At 75.4% G+C, this 18,581-nt stretch carries 16 protein-coding genes; 8 read left to right on the forward strand and 8 right to left on the reverse strand.

The features are described from left to right. Positions 1 to 561: 561 nt before the first annotated feature. Positions 562 to 978 carry a VOC family protein gene (locus J116_RS19800; RefSeq protein ID WP_023588811.1) on the forward strand — a complete coding sequence of 139 codons (417 nt, stop codon included), beginning with the start codon at positions 562 to 564 and terminating at the stop codon, positions 976 to 978. A gap of 97 nt (positions 979 to 1,075) precedes the next feature. Here the strand turns inward: J116_RS19800 and nirD are convergent, their stop codons facing one another. The 4 genes from nirD to J116_RS19820 form a co-directional block, all read right to left on the reverse strand. Further along, a complete protein-coding gene (gene nirD / locus J116_RS19805; RefSeq protein WP_023588812.1) occupies positions 1,076 to 1,399 on the reverse strand; it encodes a nitrite reductase small subunit NirD in 324 nt (107 codons plus the stop codon). After that, positions 1,396 to 3,918 carry a nitrite reductase large subunit NirB gene (nirB, locus tag J116_RS19810; protein WP_023588813.1) on the reverse strand — a complete coding sequence of 841 codons (2,523 nt, stop codon included), beginning with the start codon at positions 3,916 to 3,918 and terminating at the stop codon, positions 1,396 to 1,398. Before nirB ends, nirD begins: the two co-directional genes overlap by 4 nt. A 1-nt stretch (position 3,919) precedes the next feature. Next, complete coding sequence (locus J116_RS19815; RefSeq protein ID WP_023588814.1) at positions 3,920 to 5,101, reverse strand: NAD(P)/FAD-dependent oxidoreductase; 1,182 nt, start codon at positions 5,099 to 5,101, stop codon at positions 3,920 to 3,922. 257 nt (positions 5,102 to 5,358) lie between these two features. Next, a complete protein-coding gene (locus J116_RS19820) occupies positions 5,359 to 6,324 on the reverse strand; it encodes an ArsR/SmtB family transcription factor (RefSeq protein ID WP_023588815.1) in 966 nt (321 codons plus the stop codon). An 84-nt stretch (positions 6,325 to 6,408) separates the two neighbouring features. On the opposite strand from J116_RS19820, the gene J116_RS19825 reads away from it, so the two are divergent. Both J116_RS19825 and J116_RS19830 read left to right on the forward strand, forming a co-directional pair. Beyond that, complete coding sequence (locus J116_RS19825; protein WP_023588816.1) at positions 6,409 to 7,602, forward strand: alpha/beta hydrolase family protein; 1,194 nt, start codon at positions 6,409 to 6,411, stop codon at positions 7,600 to 7,602. A 147-nt stretch (positions 7,603 to 7,749) separates the two neighbouring features. Beyond that, on the forward strand, positions 7,750 to 8,529 hold the full coding sequence (locus J116_RS19830; RefSeq protein WP_023588817.1) for a sulfite exporter TauE/SafE family protein: 780 nt from the start codon (positions 7,750 to 7,752) through the stop codon (positions 8,527 to 8,529). A 9-nt stretch (positions 8,530 to 8,538) separates the two neighbouring features. Here J116_RS19830 and J116_RS19835 read toward each other — a convergent pair whose 3' ends face one another. After that, positions 8,539 to 9,174: a class F sortase gene (locus tag J116_RS19835; RefSeq protein ID WP_023588818.1), complete on the reverse strand. Its 636-nt coding sequence runs from the start codon at positions 9,172 to 9,174 to the stop codon at positions 8,539 to 8,541. A 316-nt stretch (positions 9,175 to 9,490) separates the two neighbouring features. Continuing rightward, positions 9,491 to 10,060, reverse strand: coding sequence for a hypothetical protein (locus J116_RS19840; protein ID WP_023588819.1), 570 nt, complete (start codon positions 10,058 to 10,060; stop codon positions 9,491 to 9,493). Positions 10,061 to 10,277: 217 nt separating this feature from the next. Here J116_RS19840 and J116_RS19845 point away from each other — a divergent pair, with 217 nt between their 5' ends. The 5 genes from J116_RS19845 (at position 10,278) to J116_RS19865 (ending at position 17,799) form a co-directional block, all read left to right on the forward strand. Then, positions 10,278 to 10,988 carry an NADPH-dependent FMN reductase gene (locus J116_RS19845; protein ID WP_023588820.1) on the forward strand — a complete coding sequence of 237 codons (711 nt, stop codon included), beginning with the start codon at positions 10,278 to 10,280 and terminating at the stop codon, positions 10,986 to 10,988. A 7-nt stretch (positions 10,989 to 10,995) separates the two neighbouring features. Then, positions 10,996 to 12,729 carry an ABC transporter ATP-binding protein gene (locus J116_RS19850; protein WP_023588821.1) on the forward strand — a complete coding sequence of 578 codons (1,734 nt, stop codon included), beginning with the start codon at positions 10,996 to 10,998 and terminating at the stop codon, positions 12,727 to 12,729. Continuing rightward, positions 12,726 to 14,645 (forward strand): ABC transporter ATP-binding protein, encoded by a 1,920-nt coding sequence (locus J116_RS19855; RefSeq protein WP_023588822.1) that lies wholly within the window; start codon positions 12,726 to 12,728, stop codon positions 14,643 to 14,645. The genes J116_RS19850 and J116_RS19855 overlap by 4 nt, the downstream gene beginning before the upstream one ends. A 165-nt stretch (positions 14,646 to 14,810) precedes the next feature. After that, positions 14,811 to 15,503, forward strand: coding sequence for a SanA/YdcF family protein (locus J116_RS19860; protein WP_023588823.1), 693 nt, complete (start codon positions 14,811 to 14,813; stop codon positions 15,501 to 15,503). 214 nt (positions 15,504 to 15,717) lie between these two features. Then, complete coding sequence (locus J116_RS19865) at positions 15,718 to 17,799, forward strand: molybdopterin oxidoreductase family protein (protein WP_023588824.1); 2,082 nt, start codon at positions 15,718 to 15,720, stop codon at positions 17,797 to 17,799. Here J116_RS19865 and J116_RS19870 read toward each other — a convergent pair. Together J116_RS19870 and cutA are read right to left on the reverse strand one after the other, a co-directional pair. Continuing rightward, positions 17,759 to 18,199 (reverse strand): gamma-glutamylcyclotransferase family protein, encoded by a 441-nt coding sequence (locus J116_RS19870; RefSeq protein WP_023588825.1) that lies wholly within the window; start codon positions 18,197 to 18,199, stop codon positions 17,759 to 17,761. The genes J116_RS19865 and J116_RS19870 overlap by 41 nt on opposite strands. After that, positions 18,196 to 18,516, reverse strand: a complete 321-nt coding sequence (cutA, locus tag J116_RS19875; RefSeq protein WP_023588826.1) for a divalent-cation tolerance protein CutA — start codon at positions 18,514 to 18,516, stop codon at positions 18,196 to 18,198. The genes J116_RS19870 and cutA overlap by 4 nt, the downstream gene beginning before the upstream one ends. Positions 18,517 to 18,581 lie beyond the last annotated feature (65 nt).

Genomic DNA, 18,581 nt, shown 5'->3' on the forward strand with positions numbered 1-18,581 from the left:
CGCCCTCCCGGCCAAGTGCGGGGATGGCAATCCCCGCCGGCACGGGCGTGGGACGCGCGGGGGGCAGGCTCCCTCCCGGCCGCAGGGGCCGGAGGCTGAGGCGGCCAGTGACAGGCGACAGCGGCCCGGCGCGCCGAGAGGGTGCGGGCGTCAGGGTGGAGGCACCGGGAGCGCGGGCGACGGGGCGCAGGGCGGGGCGTGAGTGCTGGAGGTGGACCGACCGGAAGTGCGGGCAGCGGGGCGGCGGGCGACGGAAGCGCGAGGGCCGGGGTGGAATGGCCGGGGTGTGGGCGCCGAGGGAGCTGGGGGCGGGCTGGCCGGAGGTGTGGGCGCCGGGGCTGCGGGCGACGCGGGTGCGGGGGTCGGGGTGGAGGCGCCGAGGGTGCGGGTGCCTGGGGGTGGTGCGCCCCTTGGCCGCGGCGGCTGCGGGCCGTGGGATGGGCCGGGCGGGTGGCTTGGGGGCGTGGGGGGAAAATTTGTGTGCGTGGCGGCGATGAGTTCTGGCGCGGGCCGTGGTCTACCTCTCCGTAACGGCCACACCGGATGGAGAGAGACCCCGCCATGGAACAGATGATCTTCGTGAACCTGCCGGTCAAGGACCTCGACAAGGCCAAGGCGTTCTGGACGGAGCTCGGCTACTCCTTCAACCCGCAGTTCACCGACGAGAAGGCCGCCTGCCTGGTCTTCAGCGACACGATCTTCGCGATGCTGATCACGGAGCCGTTCTTCAAGAACTTCACGAAGAAGGACATCACCGACGCGTCCTCCTCCACGGAGACGATCATCGCGCTCAGCGCGTCGAGCCGTGACGAGGTGGACCGGCTCGTGGACAAGGCGCTGGCCGCCGGTGCCACCAAGGCCATCGACCCGGTCGAGTACGGCGACGCCATGTACAGCCGCTCCTTCCAGGACCCCGACCACCACAACTGGGAGGTCGTCTGGATGGACGTCGAGAAGATGGCCCAGCAGGAGGGCTGAGGCCCGTGCCGGGGGCCTGACCCGCCCGTACGGCGGAGGGGACCGTGGCCGCCACGGTCCCCTCCGCCGTACGCCGGGGGCACCCGCCCCCGTACCCTCAGCCCGCGCGGACCGGGTACACCGCCACCGTCACCTCGTCGTCGTCCAGGCAGCGGCCCGTCTCCAGGTCGAAGCGCTGCTTCAGCAGCGGCGACGCCACGAACGTACGGCCGTCCGCCGAGCCGATCAGGCCCCGCGACAGCACCTGGGCGCCGGTGAACGGGTCCCGGTTGTCGATCGCGTACAGCCGCCCCCGCCGGTCCCGGAACAGGGCCGCCTGCCGGCCGTCCGGCAGCAGGGCGGCCATGCCCCGGCCCGGTGTCAGCGCCTCCGTGTCGCAGATCGGCAGCCAATCGTCGTCGTGGGCGAGTTCCAGCTTCATCGGGCGGACACACCTTCCAGGGTGAGGACCGTCAGGTCGGGCTTGATCTGGCCCCGCTCCGGCACGAACCGCACCGACGGGTCCGGCGCGTCGGGGGCGTTCACGAACGACACGAACCGGGCGAGGCGCTCCGGGTCCGCGAGGGTCTCGGCCCACTCGTCGCGGTACCCGGCCACATGCCGGGCCATCAGCGCGTCCAGCTCCTCGCCGATGCCGAGCGAGTCCTCCACCACCACCTCGCGGACGTGGTCGAGGCCGATCCGCTCCACCCACGGCGCGGTGCGCTCCAGCCGCTCGGCGGTGCGGACGTAGTACATCAGGAACCGGTCGATCAGCCGGATCAGCTCGGCGTCCGACAGGTCCTTGGCCAGCAGGTCCGCGTGGCGCGGCGTCGCGCCGCCGTTCCCGCCGACGTACAGGTTCCAGCCGTTCGCCGTGGCGATCACGCCGAAGTCCTTCGACTGGGCCTCGGCGCACTCCCGCTGGCAGCCCGACACGGCCGACTTCAGCTTGTGCGGCGCCCGCAGGCCCCGGTAGCGCAGCTCCAGGTCGATCGCCATGCGCACCGAGTCCTGCACGCCGTAGCGGCACCAGGTCTGCCCCACGCAGGACTTCACCGTCCGCAGCGCCTTGCCGTACGCGTGCCCCGACTCGAAGCCCGCGTCCACCAGCCGCGCCCAGATCGCCGGGAGCTGCTCGACGCGCGCCCCGAACAGGTCGATCCGCTGACCTCCGGTGATCTTCGTGTAGAGCCCGAAGTCCCGCGCCACCTCGCCGATGACGATCAGCTTCTCCGGGGTGATCTCCCCGCCGGGCACGCGCGGCACGATCGAGTACGAGCCGTTGCGCTGCATGTTGGCGAGGAAGTGGTCGTTGGTGTCCTGGAGCGCGGCCTGCTCGCCGTCGAGGACGTAGCCGTGCGACAGGGACGCCAGGATGGAGGCGACGGTCGGCTTGCAGATCTCGCAGCCCTCGCCGCCCTTCGCCGCCTGGCGCCCGTAGCGGTCGAGGAGTTCGGCGTACGAGGTGATCCGCAGCACCTGCACGATCTCGTAGAGGTCCTGGCGGGTCTGCGGGAAGCAGGCGCACAGCCCGCCGTCACCGGTCTTCGGCAGCAGCTGCTGGATGACCTTGACGCAACTGCCGCAGCCCGTGCCCGCCTTGGTGCACCTCTTCACCTCGGGCAGCGTCGTGTGCTCGCAGATCGCGCCCTTGGTGACGTTGTGGCACGAGCAGATCACCGCGTCGTCCGGCAGCGACTCCGGGCCCAGCGCGACCGGCGCGCCCGCGCCCGCCGGGAGGACCAGCTGCTCGGGCGCGACGGGCGGCACCGAACCGGTCAGCGGCCGCAGCGTCCCGTACGCGTCCGCGTCACCCACCAGGACGCCGCCCAGCAGCGTCCCGTCGGCCGCCACGACCAGCTTCTTGTACACGCCCGCCCGCGAGTCGGCGTACACGACGTCCAGGCAGCCCTCGGCCGTGCCGTGCGCGTCGCCGAACGACGCCACGTCCACACCGAGCAGCTTCAGCTTCGTCGACATGTCCGCGCCGGTGAACGACGACTCGCGCCCCGCGATCGCGTCGGCGGCCGTCAGCGCCTGCTCGTAGCCGGGCGCCACCAGGCCGTACACCCGGCCGTCCACCGCGAGGGCGCACTCGCCGATCGCGTACACCGCCGGGTCCGACGTACGGCACCGCTCGTCCACCGTGATGCCGCCGCGCTCCCCGACCGCCAGGCCGCAGTCACGGGCCAGCTGGTCGCGGGGGCGCACACCGGCGGAGAACACCACCATGTCCACGGCCAGTTCGGAGCCGTCCGACAGCCGCATCCCGGTGACCGAGCCATCGTCCCCGGCCAGCACCTCCTGCGTGCCGACGCCCGTGTGCACGGACAGGCCCATGCCCTCGATGGTGCGCAGCAGTGCCGCGCCACCGCCCTCGTCCACCTGCACCGGCATCAGCCGGGGCGCGAACTCCACGACGTGGGTGTCCAGGCCGAGGCCCTTCAGCGCGCCCGCCGCCTCCAGGCCGAGCAGACCGCCGCCGACGACCGCGCCGGTCCTCGCCGTCCTCGCGTACTCCTCGATGGCGAGCAGGTCCTCGATGGTCCGGTAGACGAAGCAGCCCGCCGCGTCCTTGCCGGGCACCGGGGGCACGAAGGGGTACGAGCCGGTCGCCAGGACCAGCGTGTCGTACGCGACGGTCAGCCCCGACCTGGCGGTGACCGTGCGGGCCTCCCGGTCGATCGTGACGGCCGGGTCGCCGGTGTGCAGTTCGATGCCGTGCTCCGCCATGAACCCGTCGGGCACCATCGACAGGTCGTCGGGCGTGCGGCCGGAGAAGTACGAGGTCAGCTGCACCCGGTCGTACGCGGGGCGGGGCTCCTCGCACAGGACGACCACCCGCGCCCGCCCGGTCACCCCGCGCTCGGCGATGGCCTCCAGGAAGCGCTGGCCGACCATGCCGTGGCCGACGAGGACGATGGTGGGCGTGTGCGCCGCCCCGGGCGTGTTCGACATGTCAGGAGCCTCCGTCATGGGTGAGCAGGTGGAGCAGGGGCGCGTCCGGGAGGGCCTCGTCGCCCTCCCACGCCCGGGCGAGCGTCCCGACCGCGCCGAGGTCCCCGAGCAGGACACCGCCGACGAGCCGGTCGTCCCGGACGACGACCTTCCGGTACGCGCCGCGCGTGGCGTCGGTGAGCCGCACGGTGTCGTCACCGGCGCGGGGCACCGGCTCGCCGAACGCGGCCAGTTCCAGGGCGTCCAGGCTGAGCCGGGTCAGCGCCCGCGTGCCCCGGTAGGCGGCGGCGCCCCCGGCCAGGACGTCCGCGAGCACGTCGGCCTGCTCCAGGGCGGCGCCGGCCAGCCCGTAGAGGCGCCCGTCGTGCTCGGCGCAGTCGCCGACGGCGTGGATGTACGGGTCGGAGGTGCGCAGCCGGTCGTCCACGACGATCCCGCGCCGCACGTCGAGCCCCGCCTCCACGGCGAGCCCGACCCGTGGCCGCACCCCGCAGGCGAGGACGACCAGGTCGGCGCCGAGCACGAACCCGTCGGCCAGCTCGACGGCGGTCACCGCGCCCGAAGCGGCCTTCAGCCCCCGCACCCGGCACTCCGTGTGCACCTCCACGCCGAGCCCCGCCAGATGGCGGCGCAGCAGTCCGGAGGCGTCCGCGTCGAGCTGGCGCTCCATCAGGTGCTCGCTCTGCTGGGCCAGCACGACCTCGGCGCCCCGGGCGGCCAGCGCGCGGGCGGCGGACACCCCGAGCAGCCCGCCGCCGATGACCACGGCCCGCACCCCGGGACCCACCTGGGCGTCCAGCGCCAGGCAGTCGTCGAGCGTCCGGAACGCGTGCACCCCGGCGGGCAGCCTGTCGCCGCCGGTGAGGCCGCGCAGGGGCGGCAGCACCGGGTTGGAGCCGGTGGCCAGGACCAGCCGGTCGTAGGAGACGCGGGTCCCGTCGGCGCAGCGCACCTCGCGGGCGGTCCGGTCGATGCCGGTCACCCGCACCCCGTGCCGCGCCGCCTCGCCCCTCGGCGCGGGCAGCGCGATCACCTCGGGCCCGTACCGGCCGGCGAGGACGTCCGCGAGCAGCACCCGGTTGTACGGGGCGTGCGGCTCCTCGCCGAGCAGGGTGACGGGCAGCCGCTCGGCGAGGCGCGCCCCCGCCGTACCACCGCCGACCACCACGATCCGTGAACTCATGCCCAGCAGCGTGCGTCGGCGGTGTTTCCCGTCGGCATCCCGTGTGTTTCACGCGCGGAAAGCCGCCCTCAGCGAGCGGGCCGGGGCACCGTGAGGCCTTCGCAGGTGGCCCGGCGGGGCCGGGCGGGGCCTGCGCGGGGCCGGAGGGGCCTGCGCGGGGCCGGAGGGGCCTGCGCGGGGCCGGAGGGGCCTGCGCGGGGCCGGAGGGGCCTGCGCCGGGGGCCCGTGAGCGGCCTTCGCCGGTGGCTTCTCCCCGGTCAGCCGCCGTTCAGCAGCAGCTCCGCCAGCGGGGTGCGCTCGTGGTGGACCGAGCGGCCCGTGCGGGTGGTGGTGACGAGGCCCGCGGCGCGCAGGGCGGAGGCGTGGGCGGACGCCGTGGCGTTGCTGACGCCGATACGGCGCGCCAGCCCCGTCGTCGTCCGCGCCTCGTCCAGGGAGCGCAGCAGGGCCAGCCGGGTGCGCCCGAGCACGCCCGCGAGGGGCTCGGCCGGGGCGTCGGCCGTGTCCGGGACGAGCGGCAGCCCCGGGCCCGCCGGGTAGGCGAGCGCCACCGGACGGTCCGGCAGGTCCTGGAGGAGCGGGCCGCGCCGCCAGTGGAACGTCGGCCGCAGGACCAGCCCGCGCCCGCCGAGCCGCACCTCCCGCACGCGCGGCGCGCCGGGGACGGGCCACTCCCATACCCCGCCGCGCAGCCGCGACCCCGGGGCCAGGTCCGTCAGCGCGGTGCCGACGCCCTGCACGGCGACGGCCAGCGCGTGCCGGGTGAACTCCGCCCGGTGCAGATCCTGGACCAGCGGCCACACCGGGGCGAGGACCGTCCCGTAGGCCGCCCGGTGCGCCCGGCCCAGCGTCCGCCACGCGCCGGGGTCGCCGCCGTGCAGCGCGCCGATCCACGGCGGGACCGGCCGCCCCGCGTACACCTGCTCGATCCCGGCCCGTACGGCCTCCGGGCGGGCCGCCCTGATCAGCGCGCACCCCTCCTCCAGGGAGTCGCCGAGCACGTCGAGGAACGCGGGCGCCGTCCCGCCCGGTGCCAGGTCCGCGAGCGGCCCGGCCGCGCCCGGCAGGCTCCGCAGCAGCCGGGGCCGCCAGTGCCCGAACAGCGGCTCCCCGCGCGGGGCGCCCAGCATCAGCAGCGCGGCGTGCAGCTCGGGCACGGGCGAGGGGCGCGGCGCGAACCGCACCCGGACCAGGTCCTCCGCCGTGAAGTGAATCCGGATCACGCACAACCCCCCGTCGCGCACCAGCCTTTCGGGTCCGGCCGCAAGCTTCGCCCGCGCCCGGCGCCCGTACCCAGGATGCCGTCCATGACCTCGACCTTCCCACCCGACCGGGCCCCCTCGGCAGGCTTCGGCCGCCGCTCCGTCGTCAAGGGCGCCCTCGCCGGGGCCGCCGCGCTGCTGCTCGGCGCCGCCCCGGTGACCGCCTCCACCGCACCTGCCTCCGGCGCTCCCGGCGGCCCCGCCTCCGGCGCTCCGGCCGCCGGTGGGCTGCGGCTGCGGCTCCCGGCACCCACCGGGCCGTACTCCGTTGGCGCCGGCACCCTCCACCTGGTCGATCCGTCCCGCAACGACCCCTGGACGCCCGGGATCGGCGTACGGGAGGTCATGGTGACCGTCCTGCGGCCCGCCGCCCGCGGCCGGGGCTTCCCGCGCGTGCCGCAGCTGACCCCGGCCGCCGCGGCGCCCTTCGCCCTCCTCGGCCCGTGGATCCGCCCGCAACTGCCGCACGGGGGAGTGGACTGGGCGGCCACCCTCACCCACGCCCGGGCCGGCGCCCCGCCCAGGCCCGGCCGGCGCCCCGTGCTCCTCTACAGCCCCGGCGGCGGCGACGCCCGCACGATGGGCAGCTCCCTCGCGGTGGACCTCGCCTCGCACGGCTGGACGGTGCTGACCGTCGACCACCCGGGGGACGCCAGCGAGGTGGAGTTCCCCGACGAGCGGCCGGGCCGCCTGAGGGTCAGGGAGTCCGTCCTGCTCGGCCCGCCCGCCCCGGACACCTTCCGCACCATGGTCGAGACCCGCGTGGCCGACCTCCGCTTCGTCCTGGACGCCCTCCGCCTCGACCGGGTCGGGATGTACGGGCACTCCGCGGGCGGCACCGCCGTCGCGCAGGCGCTCCACGAGGACCGGCGGATCGCCGCCGCCGTCAACCTGGAGGGCCACCTCGACCTGATGGGCGGCGAACTCCTGCCCGTGGCCCGGCAGGCCGCCGACCGGCCGCTGCTGCTGGCCGGCACCGACGGCTTCCGCGGCGACCGGATGGAGCGGACCTGGTCGGCGCTGCTCGCGCACGGCGGCCCGGTGACCAGACGGCAGCTCGAGGACGCCGGCCACTGGGTCTTCACCGACTACGCGGCACTCGCCCCGCAGCTCCAGGACGCCGGGCTGATGACCGCCGATGAGCGCGCCGACATGGTGGGCCCGGCCGACCCGCGCGTCACCGTGCCCGCGGTGCGCCGCCTCGTACGGTCGTTCTTCGCCCGCCACCTGCCGGTCTGAGCGCGCCGGTTCCGCGCGCCCCCGCCCGCGACCGGGGGCGGCCCCGCACGACCGGGCGGCGGCCCCGCACGGGGGTGGGGGCCGCCCCCGCGGGCGGGGGAAGGGGCCCGGCCCTGGACAGGGGAAGGCGCCGCATAGGGTCGGGGCGTGCCTGACATATCCCTGACCGCGTTCGTGCTGCTCTGCCTCGCCGCCCTGTTGGCGGGGTGGATCGACGCCGTGGTGGGCGGCGGCGGGTTGTTGCTGCTGCCCGCCCTGCTGCTCGGGGTGCCGAACGTGCCGGCCGCGCAGTGCCTCGGTACGAACAAGGCGGTGGCCATCGTCGGGACGACCGGCGCCGCCGTGACGTACGCGCGCAGGACGCCCGTGCCGGTCGGGACGGCCGTGCGGGTCGGCCTCGCGGCGCTGGCCGGGTCGATGGGCGGGGCGTTCTTCGCGGCGGGCCTCAGCAGCGACGTACTGCGCCCGGTGATCCTGGTGGTGCTGCTGGGCGTCGCCGCGTTCGTGCTGCTGCGGCCGTCGTTCGGGACCGGGCCCGTGCCGAAGGGCCCGGTGCGGCGGGCGCGGGTCGTCACGGCGGTCGTCCTGGTGGGCGGCGGTCTCGGCCTGTACGACGGGCTGATCGGGCCCGGCACCGGCACGTTCCTGGTGCTGGCGCTCACGGCGGTGCTGCACCTGGACCTGGTCACCGCGTCGGCCACCGCCAAGGTCGTCAACGTCTGCACCAACGGCGGCGCCCTGGCGATGTTCGCGTACCAGGGCCATGTGATGTGGCAGCTCGCGGCGCTGATGGCGGTGTTCAACCTGGCGGGCGGCATGGTCGGCGCGCGGATGGCGCTGCGCAGGGGCGCGGGGTTCGTCCGCGGGGTGCTGCTGGTGGTCGTCTTCTCGCTCGTCGCGAAGCTGGCGTTCGACCAGTGGGCGTGACGGGAGGGCTCAGCGTGCCCCGATGAGGTGGGCGTACGCGACGACGTTGCCCTGGTAGCCGGTCTCCGGGGAGAACCCGCCGCCGCAGGTGATGACGCGCAGCTCGGCGCGGTCGGAGGAGCCGTACACCTTGTCGTCGGGGAACTCGTCGTTGTCGTACACCTCGACGGCGTCCACCGTGAAGACGGCCGTGCGCCCGTCCGCGCGGGCCACCTCCAGGCGGTCGCCCTTCTTCAGCGCGCCCAGCGCGTAGAACACCGCCGGGCCCTCGTCGTTGTCCACATGGCCCGCCACGATGGCCGTGCCGCGCGCGCCGGGCGGGGCGCCGCCCTCGTACCAGCCGGCCAGGTTGCGCTCCCCGGCGGGCGGCACCTCCAGGCTGCCGTCCGGGGCGAGGCCGAGCCGCATGACGGGCGCGTCCACGCCGATGCGCGGGATGCGGACGCGCACCGGGGCGGAGGGCGGCATCGGCTCGGCGGCCGCGGTCGTGTGCCAGCCGGGCCCGGCCGCGAACGCCTCGGCGGCCGACGGCACGGGCGGGCGCACCTCGCCGGAGCCGCTCTGCACGAGCCACAGGCCGACGCAGGCGGCGACGGCTATGCCCCAGCCCTTGCCTGGGGCCTTCGGGTCGGCGGGGGTGCTCATGAGGGTGACCTCCAGGTGGCCGGGCCTCCTCGCGGACGGGGCGGGGCATGGCCGGGAGGGTGTTCCCGTGGACCGGGGATCCCCGCCCCCGCCGCGGTCTCGGGGCCGCGCGGCGGGGGCGGGGAGTTCGGGGGGAGGGGGCGGGCGGCCCGCCGGTGCGGGGCGGTGGCCGCCCGCCGGGGGAGGGCGCCCCGCCGAGGGGCGGGCGGGGCGTCCCGTCAGGGGGCCGGGGCGTGCGCGGCGCCGGGCCGGCCGCGGGCCGGGGGCAGGCGTGGAACACGCCGCGGGCGTCAGCGGTGGGACACGGGACCGGGGGTCAGCCGTGGCCGCCGTTCGTGCGGCGCCGCAGCGCCCAGGCGCCTGCCGCGACGGCGCCGGCCAGGATCGCCGCGCCCGCCGCGACGCGCGTGGCGTCGGGGCCGACGCTGCCGCCCACGCCCGTCTTCACATGGCCGCGCGGCCCGTCGTGGGTGGGCTGGTGCGTGGGCTGGTGCGTCGGGTGGTGCGTGGGGTGGTGCGTGGGGCCGCCCCCGTGCCGTACGACCAGGTCACCCGAGGCGGTCTTGCCGTTGTCGCAGGCGACGGCGATGCCGTACGTGCCCGGCTTCGTGTGCTCCGGGACGCGGAAGGTGCCGACCGCCAGCTCCTTGTGCGCGCCGGGCCGCAGCTTGAACTCGCCCGCGCCGAGCGACTGCGCGTCGCCCACACCGTGGCCGTTCGGACCGCAGGCGCGGGTGCTGACGGTGACGCTCGTGCCGGGTTTCGCGGTGGACGGCGACAGCTCCAGGGTCCCGAAGTCACCGGCGTACGCCGCGGGGACGGCGAGGGCGCCGAGGCAGACGGCCGCGAGCGCGGTACCGGTCAGCGAGCGGGCAGTGGTGCGCATGGGGGTCCTCCGGGCAGCGCTTCGGGCTGGTGTCCTGTCTCCGAGGTAAGGCCGAGGCCGCTGCCCGCGCCTGCTGACCTTCCGTCAGAAAGCCCTTCCCGCGACGGCGTCTTCGCAGGTCGGACCGGTCAACAGCCGCTTTCTCCGGCGCCGCTGCGAACGGGTGACGCGATCGCCGCTTGACCTCAAGTTTGGTTGAGGTGTGAGGCTCCAACGCATGGACCTGACCACGGGCACCACCACGGACATCGCCGTGAACACCACCACCGCCACCACCCCGGAGACCGCCTTGGACACCACCCCGGAGACCACCGCCACCGCCCAGGAGACCGCCCTGCCGACCGCCTCCGCCGAACAGCCCCTGAGGCTCGCCGTCATCGTCGGCAGCAACCGCGAGGGCCGCTTCGCCCCGGTCATCACCGACTGGTTCGTCTCCCGCGCCCGGCAGCGCGCCGACTTCCGCGTCGACGTGCTCGACCTCGCCGGGACCGACCTGCCGACTTCCCTGTCGTACGACCCGCCGCCCGCCGTCCGCGCCGAACTGGCGAAGGTGAGCCCCCTGCTCGCCGCCGCCGACGCGTTCGTCGTCCTCACCCCCGAGTACAACCACTCCTACCCGGCCGCCCTGAAGAACCTCATCGACTGGCACTACTCCGAATGGCAGGCCAAGCCCGTCGCGTTCGTCTCGTACGGCGGGATCTCCGGCGGCCTGCGCGCCGTCGAGCACCTGCGCCAGGTCTTCGCCGAACTGCACGCCGTCACCGTCCGCGACACGGTCTCCTTCCCCAACGCGGGAGGCCTCTTCGACGACGACGGGCTGAAGGACCCCATCGGGCCCGACGGCGCCGCGAAGAAGATGCTCGACCAGCTCGGCTGGTGGGCCCGCGCCCTGCGCACCGCCCGTACCGCCCACCCCTACGCGGGCTGAGGGCGCCGTGCTGCTCCGGATGCTCCTCGCCCGCCTCCGCCCGTACCGGCGGTTACTCGCCCTCGTCGTCGCCCTCCAGCTCGTCCAGTCCCTCGCCGGGCTGCTGCTGCCCACCCTCAACGCCGACCTCGTCAACGGCGGCGTCCTGCGCGGCGACACCGGGCACGTCCTGACCACCGGCGCCACCATGGCCGCCGTCACGCTCCTCCAGGTGACCGCGGCGGGCGCCGCCGTGTTCGTCGCCGCCCGCATCGCCATGGGCGTGGGCCGGGACCTGCGCTCCGCCGTCTTCCGCCGCGTGCAGGGGTTCTCCGTACGGGAGGTGGGCCGCTTCGGGCCCGCCTCCCTCATCACCCGCACCACCAACGACGTCCAGCAGGTCCAGACGCTCGCCGTGACGGGCCTGACCACCCTGGTCGCCGCGCCCCTGATGTGCGTCGGCGGCATCGGGCTCGCACTAGCCCAGGACGTGCCGCTCGCCCTGCTCCTGCTGCTGTTCGTGCCGCTGCTCGCCGGGACGGTGCTGCTCGTCGTACGTCGCATGCCCCCGCTGTTCCGCGCCACCCAGCAGCGCCTCGACCGGGTCAACCGGGTGCTTCGGGAGCAGATCGGCGGCGTCCGCGTGGTCCGCGCCTTCGTCCGCGACGACCACGAGCAGCGCAGGTTCGGCGCCGCCAACGACGAACTGACGGCCGTCTCGCTGCGGGTGGGCCACCTCACCGCGCTGATGTACCCGATGGTCATCGTCGTCTGGGAGCTCGCCACCGTCGCCATCGTCTGGGCGGGCGGCCACCGGCTGGAGGACGGCACGCTCCAGGCCGGCGCCCTCATCGCGTTCATCGGCTACCTGCTCCAGATCTTCATGGCCGTGATGATGACGATGTTCCTGATCATGCAGGTGCCGCGGGCCGAGGTCAGCGCCGAGCGCATCCGCGAGGTCCTCGACACCGAGCCGACCGTCGTCCCGCCCGCCGAACCGGTGCGCGCCCTGCGCGGCCACGGCCACCTGGAGATCCGCGACACGAGCTTCAGCTACCCGGGCGCCGAGGAGCCCGTCCTGCACGGCGTCTCGCTCACCGCCGCGCCCGGCCGCACCACCGCCGTCATCGGGTCCACCGGCAGCGGCAAGACGACCCTGCTGGGCCTGGTGCCCCGGCTGTACGACCCGACGGGCGGCGAGGTCCGCGTCGGCGGTGCGGACGTCCGCGACCTGGAGCCGGACCTGCTGGCCCGGACGGTCGGCCTCGTACCGCAGAAGCCGTACCTGTTCTCCGGCACCATCGCGTCCAACCTCCGCTACGGCGGGCCCGGAGCGACCGACGAGGAGCTGTGGCACGCCCTGGAGGTCGCCCAGGCGCGCGAGTTCGTCGCCGCGCTCCCCGGCGGCCTGGACGCGCCCGTCGAACAGGGCGGCACCAACCTGTCCGGCGGCCAGCGGCAGCGCCTGGCCATCGCCCGCGTCCTGGTGGCCCGGCCCCGGGTGTACCTCTTCGACGACTCGTTCTCCGCGCTCGACTACCGCACCGACGCGCTGCTGCGGGCCGCGCTGGCCGAGGAGACCGCGGACGCCACCGTCGTCATCGTCGCCCAGCGCGTCGCCACCATCCGCGACGCCGACCGCATCGTCGTCCTGGACGAGGGCCGGGTCGTCGGCACCGGCACCCACGAGGAGTTGCTGCGGGACAGCGCCACGTACCGGGAGATCGTCCTGTCCCAGCTCACCGAGGAGGAAGCCGCATGAGCCGCCCCGCACCCGAGCGGAAGCCCTCCGGGCCCGGACGCCCCGCACCGGCACGCAAGGCCGTGCCCGAGCGCCGCGCCCCGGCGACCGGCACCCCGCAGCGGGGCCCCGGCATGCCCGCGACGCCCGTACTGGAACGGTCGATGGACTTCCGCCGCTCCGGGCTGCGCCTCCTGCGCACCCTCGGCCCCCAAAGACCCCTGCTGCTCGGCTCGCTCGCCGCGGCCGCCGCGTACGTCGCCCTGGCCGTCCTGATCCCGAAGCTCCTCGGTGACGCCACCGACCTGGTCGTGTCCGGCGCGGGCACCCCGGCCGGGGTGGACTTCCGGGCCGTCGCCCGGGTCCTCGGCCTGGTCCTGGCCGTGGCCGCCGCATCCGCCGCGTTCGCCTGGCTCCAGGCCCGCCTGGTCATGACCGCCGTCCACCGCGCCGGGCACCGGCTGCGCGCCCGCGCCCAGGCCAAGCTGGCGAGACTGCCGCTCGCACACCTCGACCGGCAGCCGCGCGGCGAGGTCCTCAGCCGGGCCACCAACGACATCGACAACATCACCCAGACCCTCCAGCAGGCGTTCATCCCCATGACCCGCGCCCTGCTCATGGTCCTCGGTGTGCTGGCCATGATGTTCTGGATCTCGCCGCTGCTCGCCGTGGTCGCCGTGGGCACCGTGCCCGTCTCGGTGTTCGTCGCGGCGCGCATCGGCAAGCGCGCCCAGCCGCAGTTCGTCCGCCAGTGGGCGGTCACCGGCAAGCTGAACGGGCACGTCGAGGAGATGTACTCGGGCCACGCCGAGGTGCGGGTCTTCGGGCGGGGCCGGGAGGCCGTGGAGACGTTCGACGAACTCGGCGACGAGCTGTACCGGGCGAGCTTCCGCGCCCAGTTCGTGTCCGGGCTCATCCAGCCGGCCATGGCGTTCGTCGGGAACCTCAACTACGTGCTGGTCGCCGTCGTCGGCGGGCTGCGCGTGGCGTCCGGGACGCTGACCCTCGGCGAGGTCCAGGCCTTCGTGCAGTACTCGTACGAGTTCAACGGGCCGGTCAACCAGATCGCCGCCATGGCGAACCTCCTCCAGTCCGCCGTCGCCTCCGCCGAGCGCGTCTTCGACCTGCTCGACGCGGAGGAGGAGTCCCCGGACCCGGAGCCGGACCGGGGCCCTCGGGAGCCGGGCGCGGGCCGGGGGCGCGGGCACGTCGTCTTCGACCGGGTCTCCTTCCGCTACGACCCGGCGATGCGACTCATCGAGGACCTGTCCCTCACCGTGGAACCCGGCCGTACGGTCGCCATCGTCGGCCCGACCGGCGCGGGCAAGACCACCCTCGTCAACCTCCTGCTGCGGTTCTACGAGACGACCGGCGGCCGCATCCTGCTCGACGGCACCGACATCACGGCCGTGCCCCGCGCCGCCCTGCGCTCCGGCATCGGCATGGTCCTCCAGGACACGTGGCTGTTCGGCGGCACGATCGCCGAGAACATCGCGTACGGCGTCGGCGACGTGCCGCGCGAGCGGATCGTCCAAGCCGCCATGGCCACCCACGCCGACCGGTTCATCCGCACCCTGCCCGACGGCTACGACACGGTCCTGGACGAGGACGGCGCCGGGCTCAGCGCGGGCGAGAAGCAGCTCATCACCATCGCGCGGGCATTCCTCACCGAGCCGTCCGTCCTCGTCCTGGACGAGGCGACCAGCGCCGTGGACACCCGCACGGAGGTGCTGATCCAGCGGGCGATGGCGTCGCTGCGGGCGGGCCGCACGTCGTTCGTGATCGCCCACCGCCTCTCCACCATCCGCGACGCCGACGTGATCCTGGTGATGGAGGCGGGCCGCATCGTCGAACAGGGCAGCCACGAGGAGCTGCTGGCGTCGGGCGGCGCCTACGCCCGCCTGTACGCGGCCCAGTTCGAGCAGGCGCCCGTGTGAGCCCGCGCCGGTGAGCGCCGGGGGCGTACGTCCGGGACGCGGCCGGGGGACGTACGTCACACGGCCGGTCCGGGCTCCGGGTGAACCGGCCGGCCGTGCGGGCGCGTCGGACAGGGCGGGGGCGGTACGCGCAGGGCGGGCCGGGGCGACGGGAGGGGACGCGGGATGCGTGGCGGGACGTGGGGCCGGGCGCGGCGACTGGTGCCGGGGACGCGCAAGGGGCAGCGGCGGCTGGTCCAGGGCGTGATGCTGGCCTGCGTCCTGGCGCTCGCCCCGGCGACCTGGCTGCACACGAGCACCGCGGGCAGCGTCCGCACGGTCGCCGACGTCCCGGCGCGTGACGTGGCGGTCGTGTTCGGCGCGGGCCTGTGGAAGGGCCGTCCCACGCAGTACCTGGCGCACCGGCTGGACGCGGCGGCCGAGCTGTACCGCACGGGCAAGGTGAAGGTCGTCCTGGTGACCGGCGACAACAGCCGCGCCGACTACGACGAGCCGGACGCCATGCGCGCGTACCTGGTCGAGCGGGGCGTGCCCGGCAAGCGGATCGTCAGCGACTACGCGGGCTTCGACACCTGGGACTCCTGTGTGCGCGCCAAGCGGATCTTCGGCGTCGACCGGGCCGTCCTCGTCACGCAGGGCTTCCACATCCGCCGGGCGGTCGCCCTGTGCCGCGCGGCGGGAGTCGACTCGTACGGCGTCGGGGTGACCGAACCGCTCGACGGCGTCTGGTACTACGGCGCGGTCCGCGAGCTGGGCGCCGCCGGGAAGGCCGCCGCTGACGTGGTGCTGCGGCCCGACCCGGTGTTCCTCGGCCGCCAGGAGACGGGCGTGACGGAGGCCCTGGCGTCGGCGGGCTGAGCGCCCCGGCCCCCAAGCGCCCCGGCTCCCCGAGCCCCGGCCCCCCTGGCCCCCGCTTCCGAGCACCCGGCTCCCGATCGCCCGGCTCCCGACCGCCCCGGCCCCGGACGCCCGACTCGCTCACCGTTCCCGCGCGGGTGCCCGGAGCGCGACGTACCGCATGCGTAATACACCGGGACCACGCCCGTAACACGCGCGGCGCACGCTCGGTGCCATGCTCGCCGCCGCCATCACCTCCACGCACTGCCCGTACTGCGCCTTGCAGTGCGGGATGAACCTCCGGCCCTCGAAGGACGGCGGGGTCGATGTCGTGGAGCGCCCGGACTTCCCCGTCAACCGGGGCGCCCTGTGCGGCAAGGGCCGCACCGCGCCCGCCGTGCTCTCCTCCTCGGTCCGGCTCACCGGGCCGCTGATCCGGAACCACGCCACGGGCGGTCTGGAACCGGCCACCTGGGAGGAGGCCCTGCGGGCCGTCGCCGACGGGCTGCGGCGCGTCCGCGACGCGCACGGGCCCGACGGGGTCGGGGTGTTCGGCGGCGGCGGGCTCACCAACGAGAAGGCGTACACGCTCGGCAAGTTCGCCCGGCTGGTCCTCGGCACCTCGCAGATCGACTACAACGGCCGCTTCTGCATGTCGTCCGCCGCCGCCGCGCACACCAGGGCGTTCGGCCTCGACCGGGGCCTGCCGTTCCCGCTGGAGGACATCCCCCGCACCGGCTGCGTCATCCTGGTCGGCTCCAACCTGGCCGAGACGATGCCCCCGGCGCTGCGGTACCTCACCGAACTGCGCGAGAACGGCGGCCGGCTGATCGTCGTGGACCCGCGCCGCACCCGCACCGCCGAACAGGCCGACCTGCACCTCGCCCCCCGCCCCGGCACCGACCTCGCCCTCGCGCTGGGCCTGCTCCACCTGGTCGTCGCGGAGGGCCGGGTGGACGAGGAGTTCGTCGCGGAGCGCACCACGGGCTGGGCCGACGCCCGCGCCGCCGCCATGTCCCACTGGCCGACGCTCGTCGAGCGCGTCACCGGCGTGCCCGTTCCCCAGCTCCGCGAGGCGATGGGGATGTTCTGCGACGCGGAGAGCGGCATGGTGCTCACCGCGCGCGGCCCCGAGCAGCAGTCGAAGGGCACCGACACGGTCGGCGCGTGGATCAACCTGTGCCTCGCCACCGGCCGCGCCGGGCGCCCCCTGTCCGGGTACGGCTGCCTCACCGGCCAGGGCAACGGCCAGGGCGGTCGCGAACACGGCCAGAAGGCCGACCAGCTGCCCGGCTACCGGAAACTGGACGACCCCGAGGCGCGCGCCCACGTGGCCTCCGTGTGGGGCGTCGGCCCCGACACCCTGCCCGGCCCCGGGCGCAGCGCGTACGAACTGCTCGACGCGCTCGGCCGGGACGTGAAGGCGCTGCTGTTGATGGGCTCCAACCCGGTCGTCTCCGCGCCGCGCGCCGCGCACGTCGAGGAGCGGCTGAGGTCGCTGGACTTCCTGGCCGTCGCCGACGTGGTCCTCTCCGAGACGGCCGCCATCGCCGACGTGGTGCTGCCCGTCACGCAGTGGGCGGAGGAGACCGGCACGACCACCAACCTGGAGGGCCGGGTCCTGCTGCGCCGCCGCGCGATCACCCCGCCGACGGGCGTCCGCACCGACCTGGAGGTGCTGCACGGCCTCGCGGGGCTGCTCGGCTGGGAGAAGGGCTTCCCGACCGACCCCGAGGAGGTCTTCGAGGAGCTGCGCCGCGCCTCCGCAGGGGGCCCCGCCGACTACGCGGGCATCAGCTACCGGCGCGTCGCGGAGGAGGACGGCGTGTTCTGGCCGTGCCCCGACGCCGAGCACCCCGGTACGCCCCGGCTGTTCCTGGACCGGTTCGCCACGCCGGACGGGCGCGCCCGGTTCGTGCCGGTCACGCACCGGGCGTCCGCCGAGGAGACGGACGCGGAGTACCCGGTGGTCCTGACGACGGGCCGGGTCGTCGCCCAGTACCAGTCGGGCGCGCAGACCCGGCGGGTCGCGGAGCTGAACGCGGCCGCGCCGGGGCCGTTCGTGGAGCTGCACCCGAGGCTCGCGGAGCGGGTGGGCGTCGCGGACGGGGAGCCGGTGGCGGTCGTGTCGCGGCGCGGCCGGGCGGTCGCCCCGGCGCGGGTGACGACGTCGATCCGGCCGGACACGGTGTTCATGCCGTTCCACTGGCCGGGCGAGGGCCGCGCCAACACGCTCACCAACCCGGCGCTCGACCCCACGTCGAAGATGCCCGAGTTCAAGGTGTGCGCGGTACGCCTCGAACGGCCCGGCGGCTGAGCCAGTCCCCGTCCGCGATGCGCGGCCCCGGCACGGCCCGCGCCGCCGCCACGTACACCCACGCGGGGACGAGGGCCCCGTCCCGTGCGCGCAGCACGTCGCAGCGCAGCCGCTCGTACAGGTTCAGCGGGTGCCCGGGCCCGTGGTACTCCTCCAGCCGGTCCAGCACGGCCAGCAGCTCCCCGTACGCGCCGGGCGCCGCGTGGACCAGGTCCCCGGTGACCCCGCCGCCGCCCCGGTCGCGCAGCGCGTACGGGTAGCCGGGCCCGTCGTGGAGGACGGCGCCCGGCAGCCGCGCGGCCTCCACCAGCGCCGTCCGCCCGGCGAGGCACAGGGCGTGGTTGGGCTCGCCGGGCCGCAGCGTCCCGTACACGAAGAACGGCAGCGCGGCGCCGGTCATCCCGCCGACTCCCGTGCCACCCACGCCAGATAGTCGGCGCCGCCCCGGACGACGGGCGTGGCGACGATCTCCGGCGTGTCGTAGTCGTGGTGGCGGCGGATGTGCTCCTCCAGCGCCTCGTACCGCTCGGCGGCCGTCTTGAACAGCACCTGCCACTCGCTCGCGGTCTCGACGGCGCCCTCCCACCGGTAGACGGAAATCACGGGCCCGGACACCTGCGCGCACGCGGCGACCCGCGCCTCCACCGCGCTCCGCGCGAGCGCCTCGGCCTTCTCGGCCGCGTCGGTGGTGGTCAGTACGGCCAGCACGTCGCTCACGCTCACACTCTCCTCCGCTCGGGGCACACCGCCGCCACCCCAGCATGGCACCACCCGCCCGCGCG

Origin of the sequence: Streptomyces thermolilacinus SPC6, from assembly GCF_000478605.2 — a bacterium.
Taxonomy (GTDB): domain Bacteria; phylum Actinomycetota; class Actinomycetes; order Streptomycetales; family Streptomycetaceae; genus Streptomyces; species Streptomyces thermolilacinus.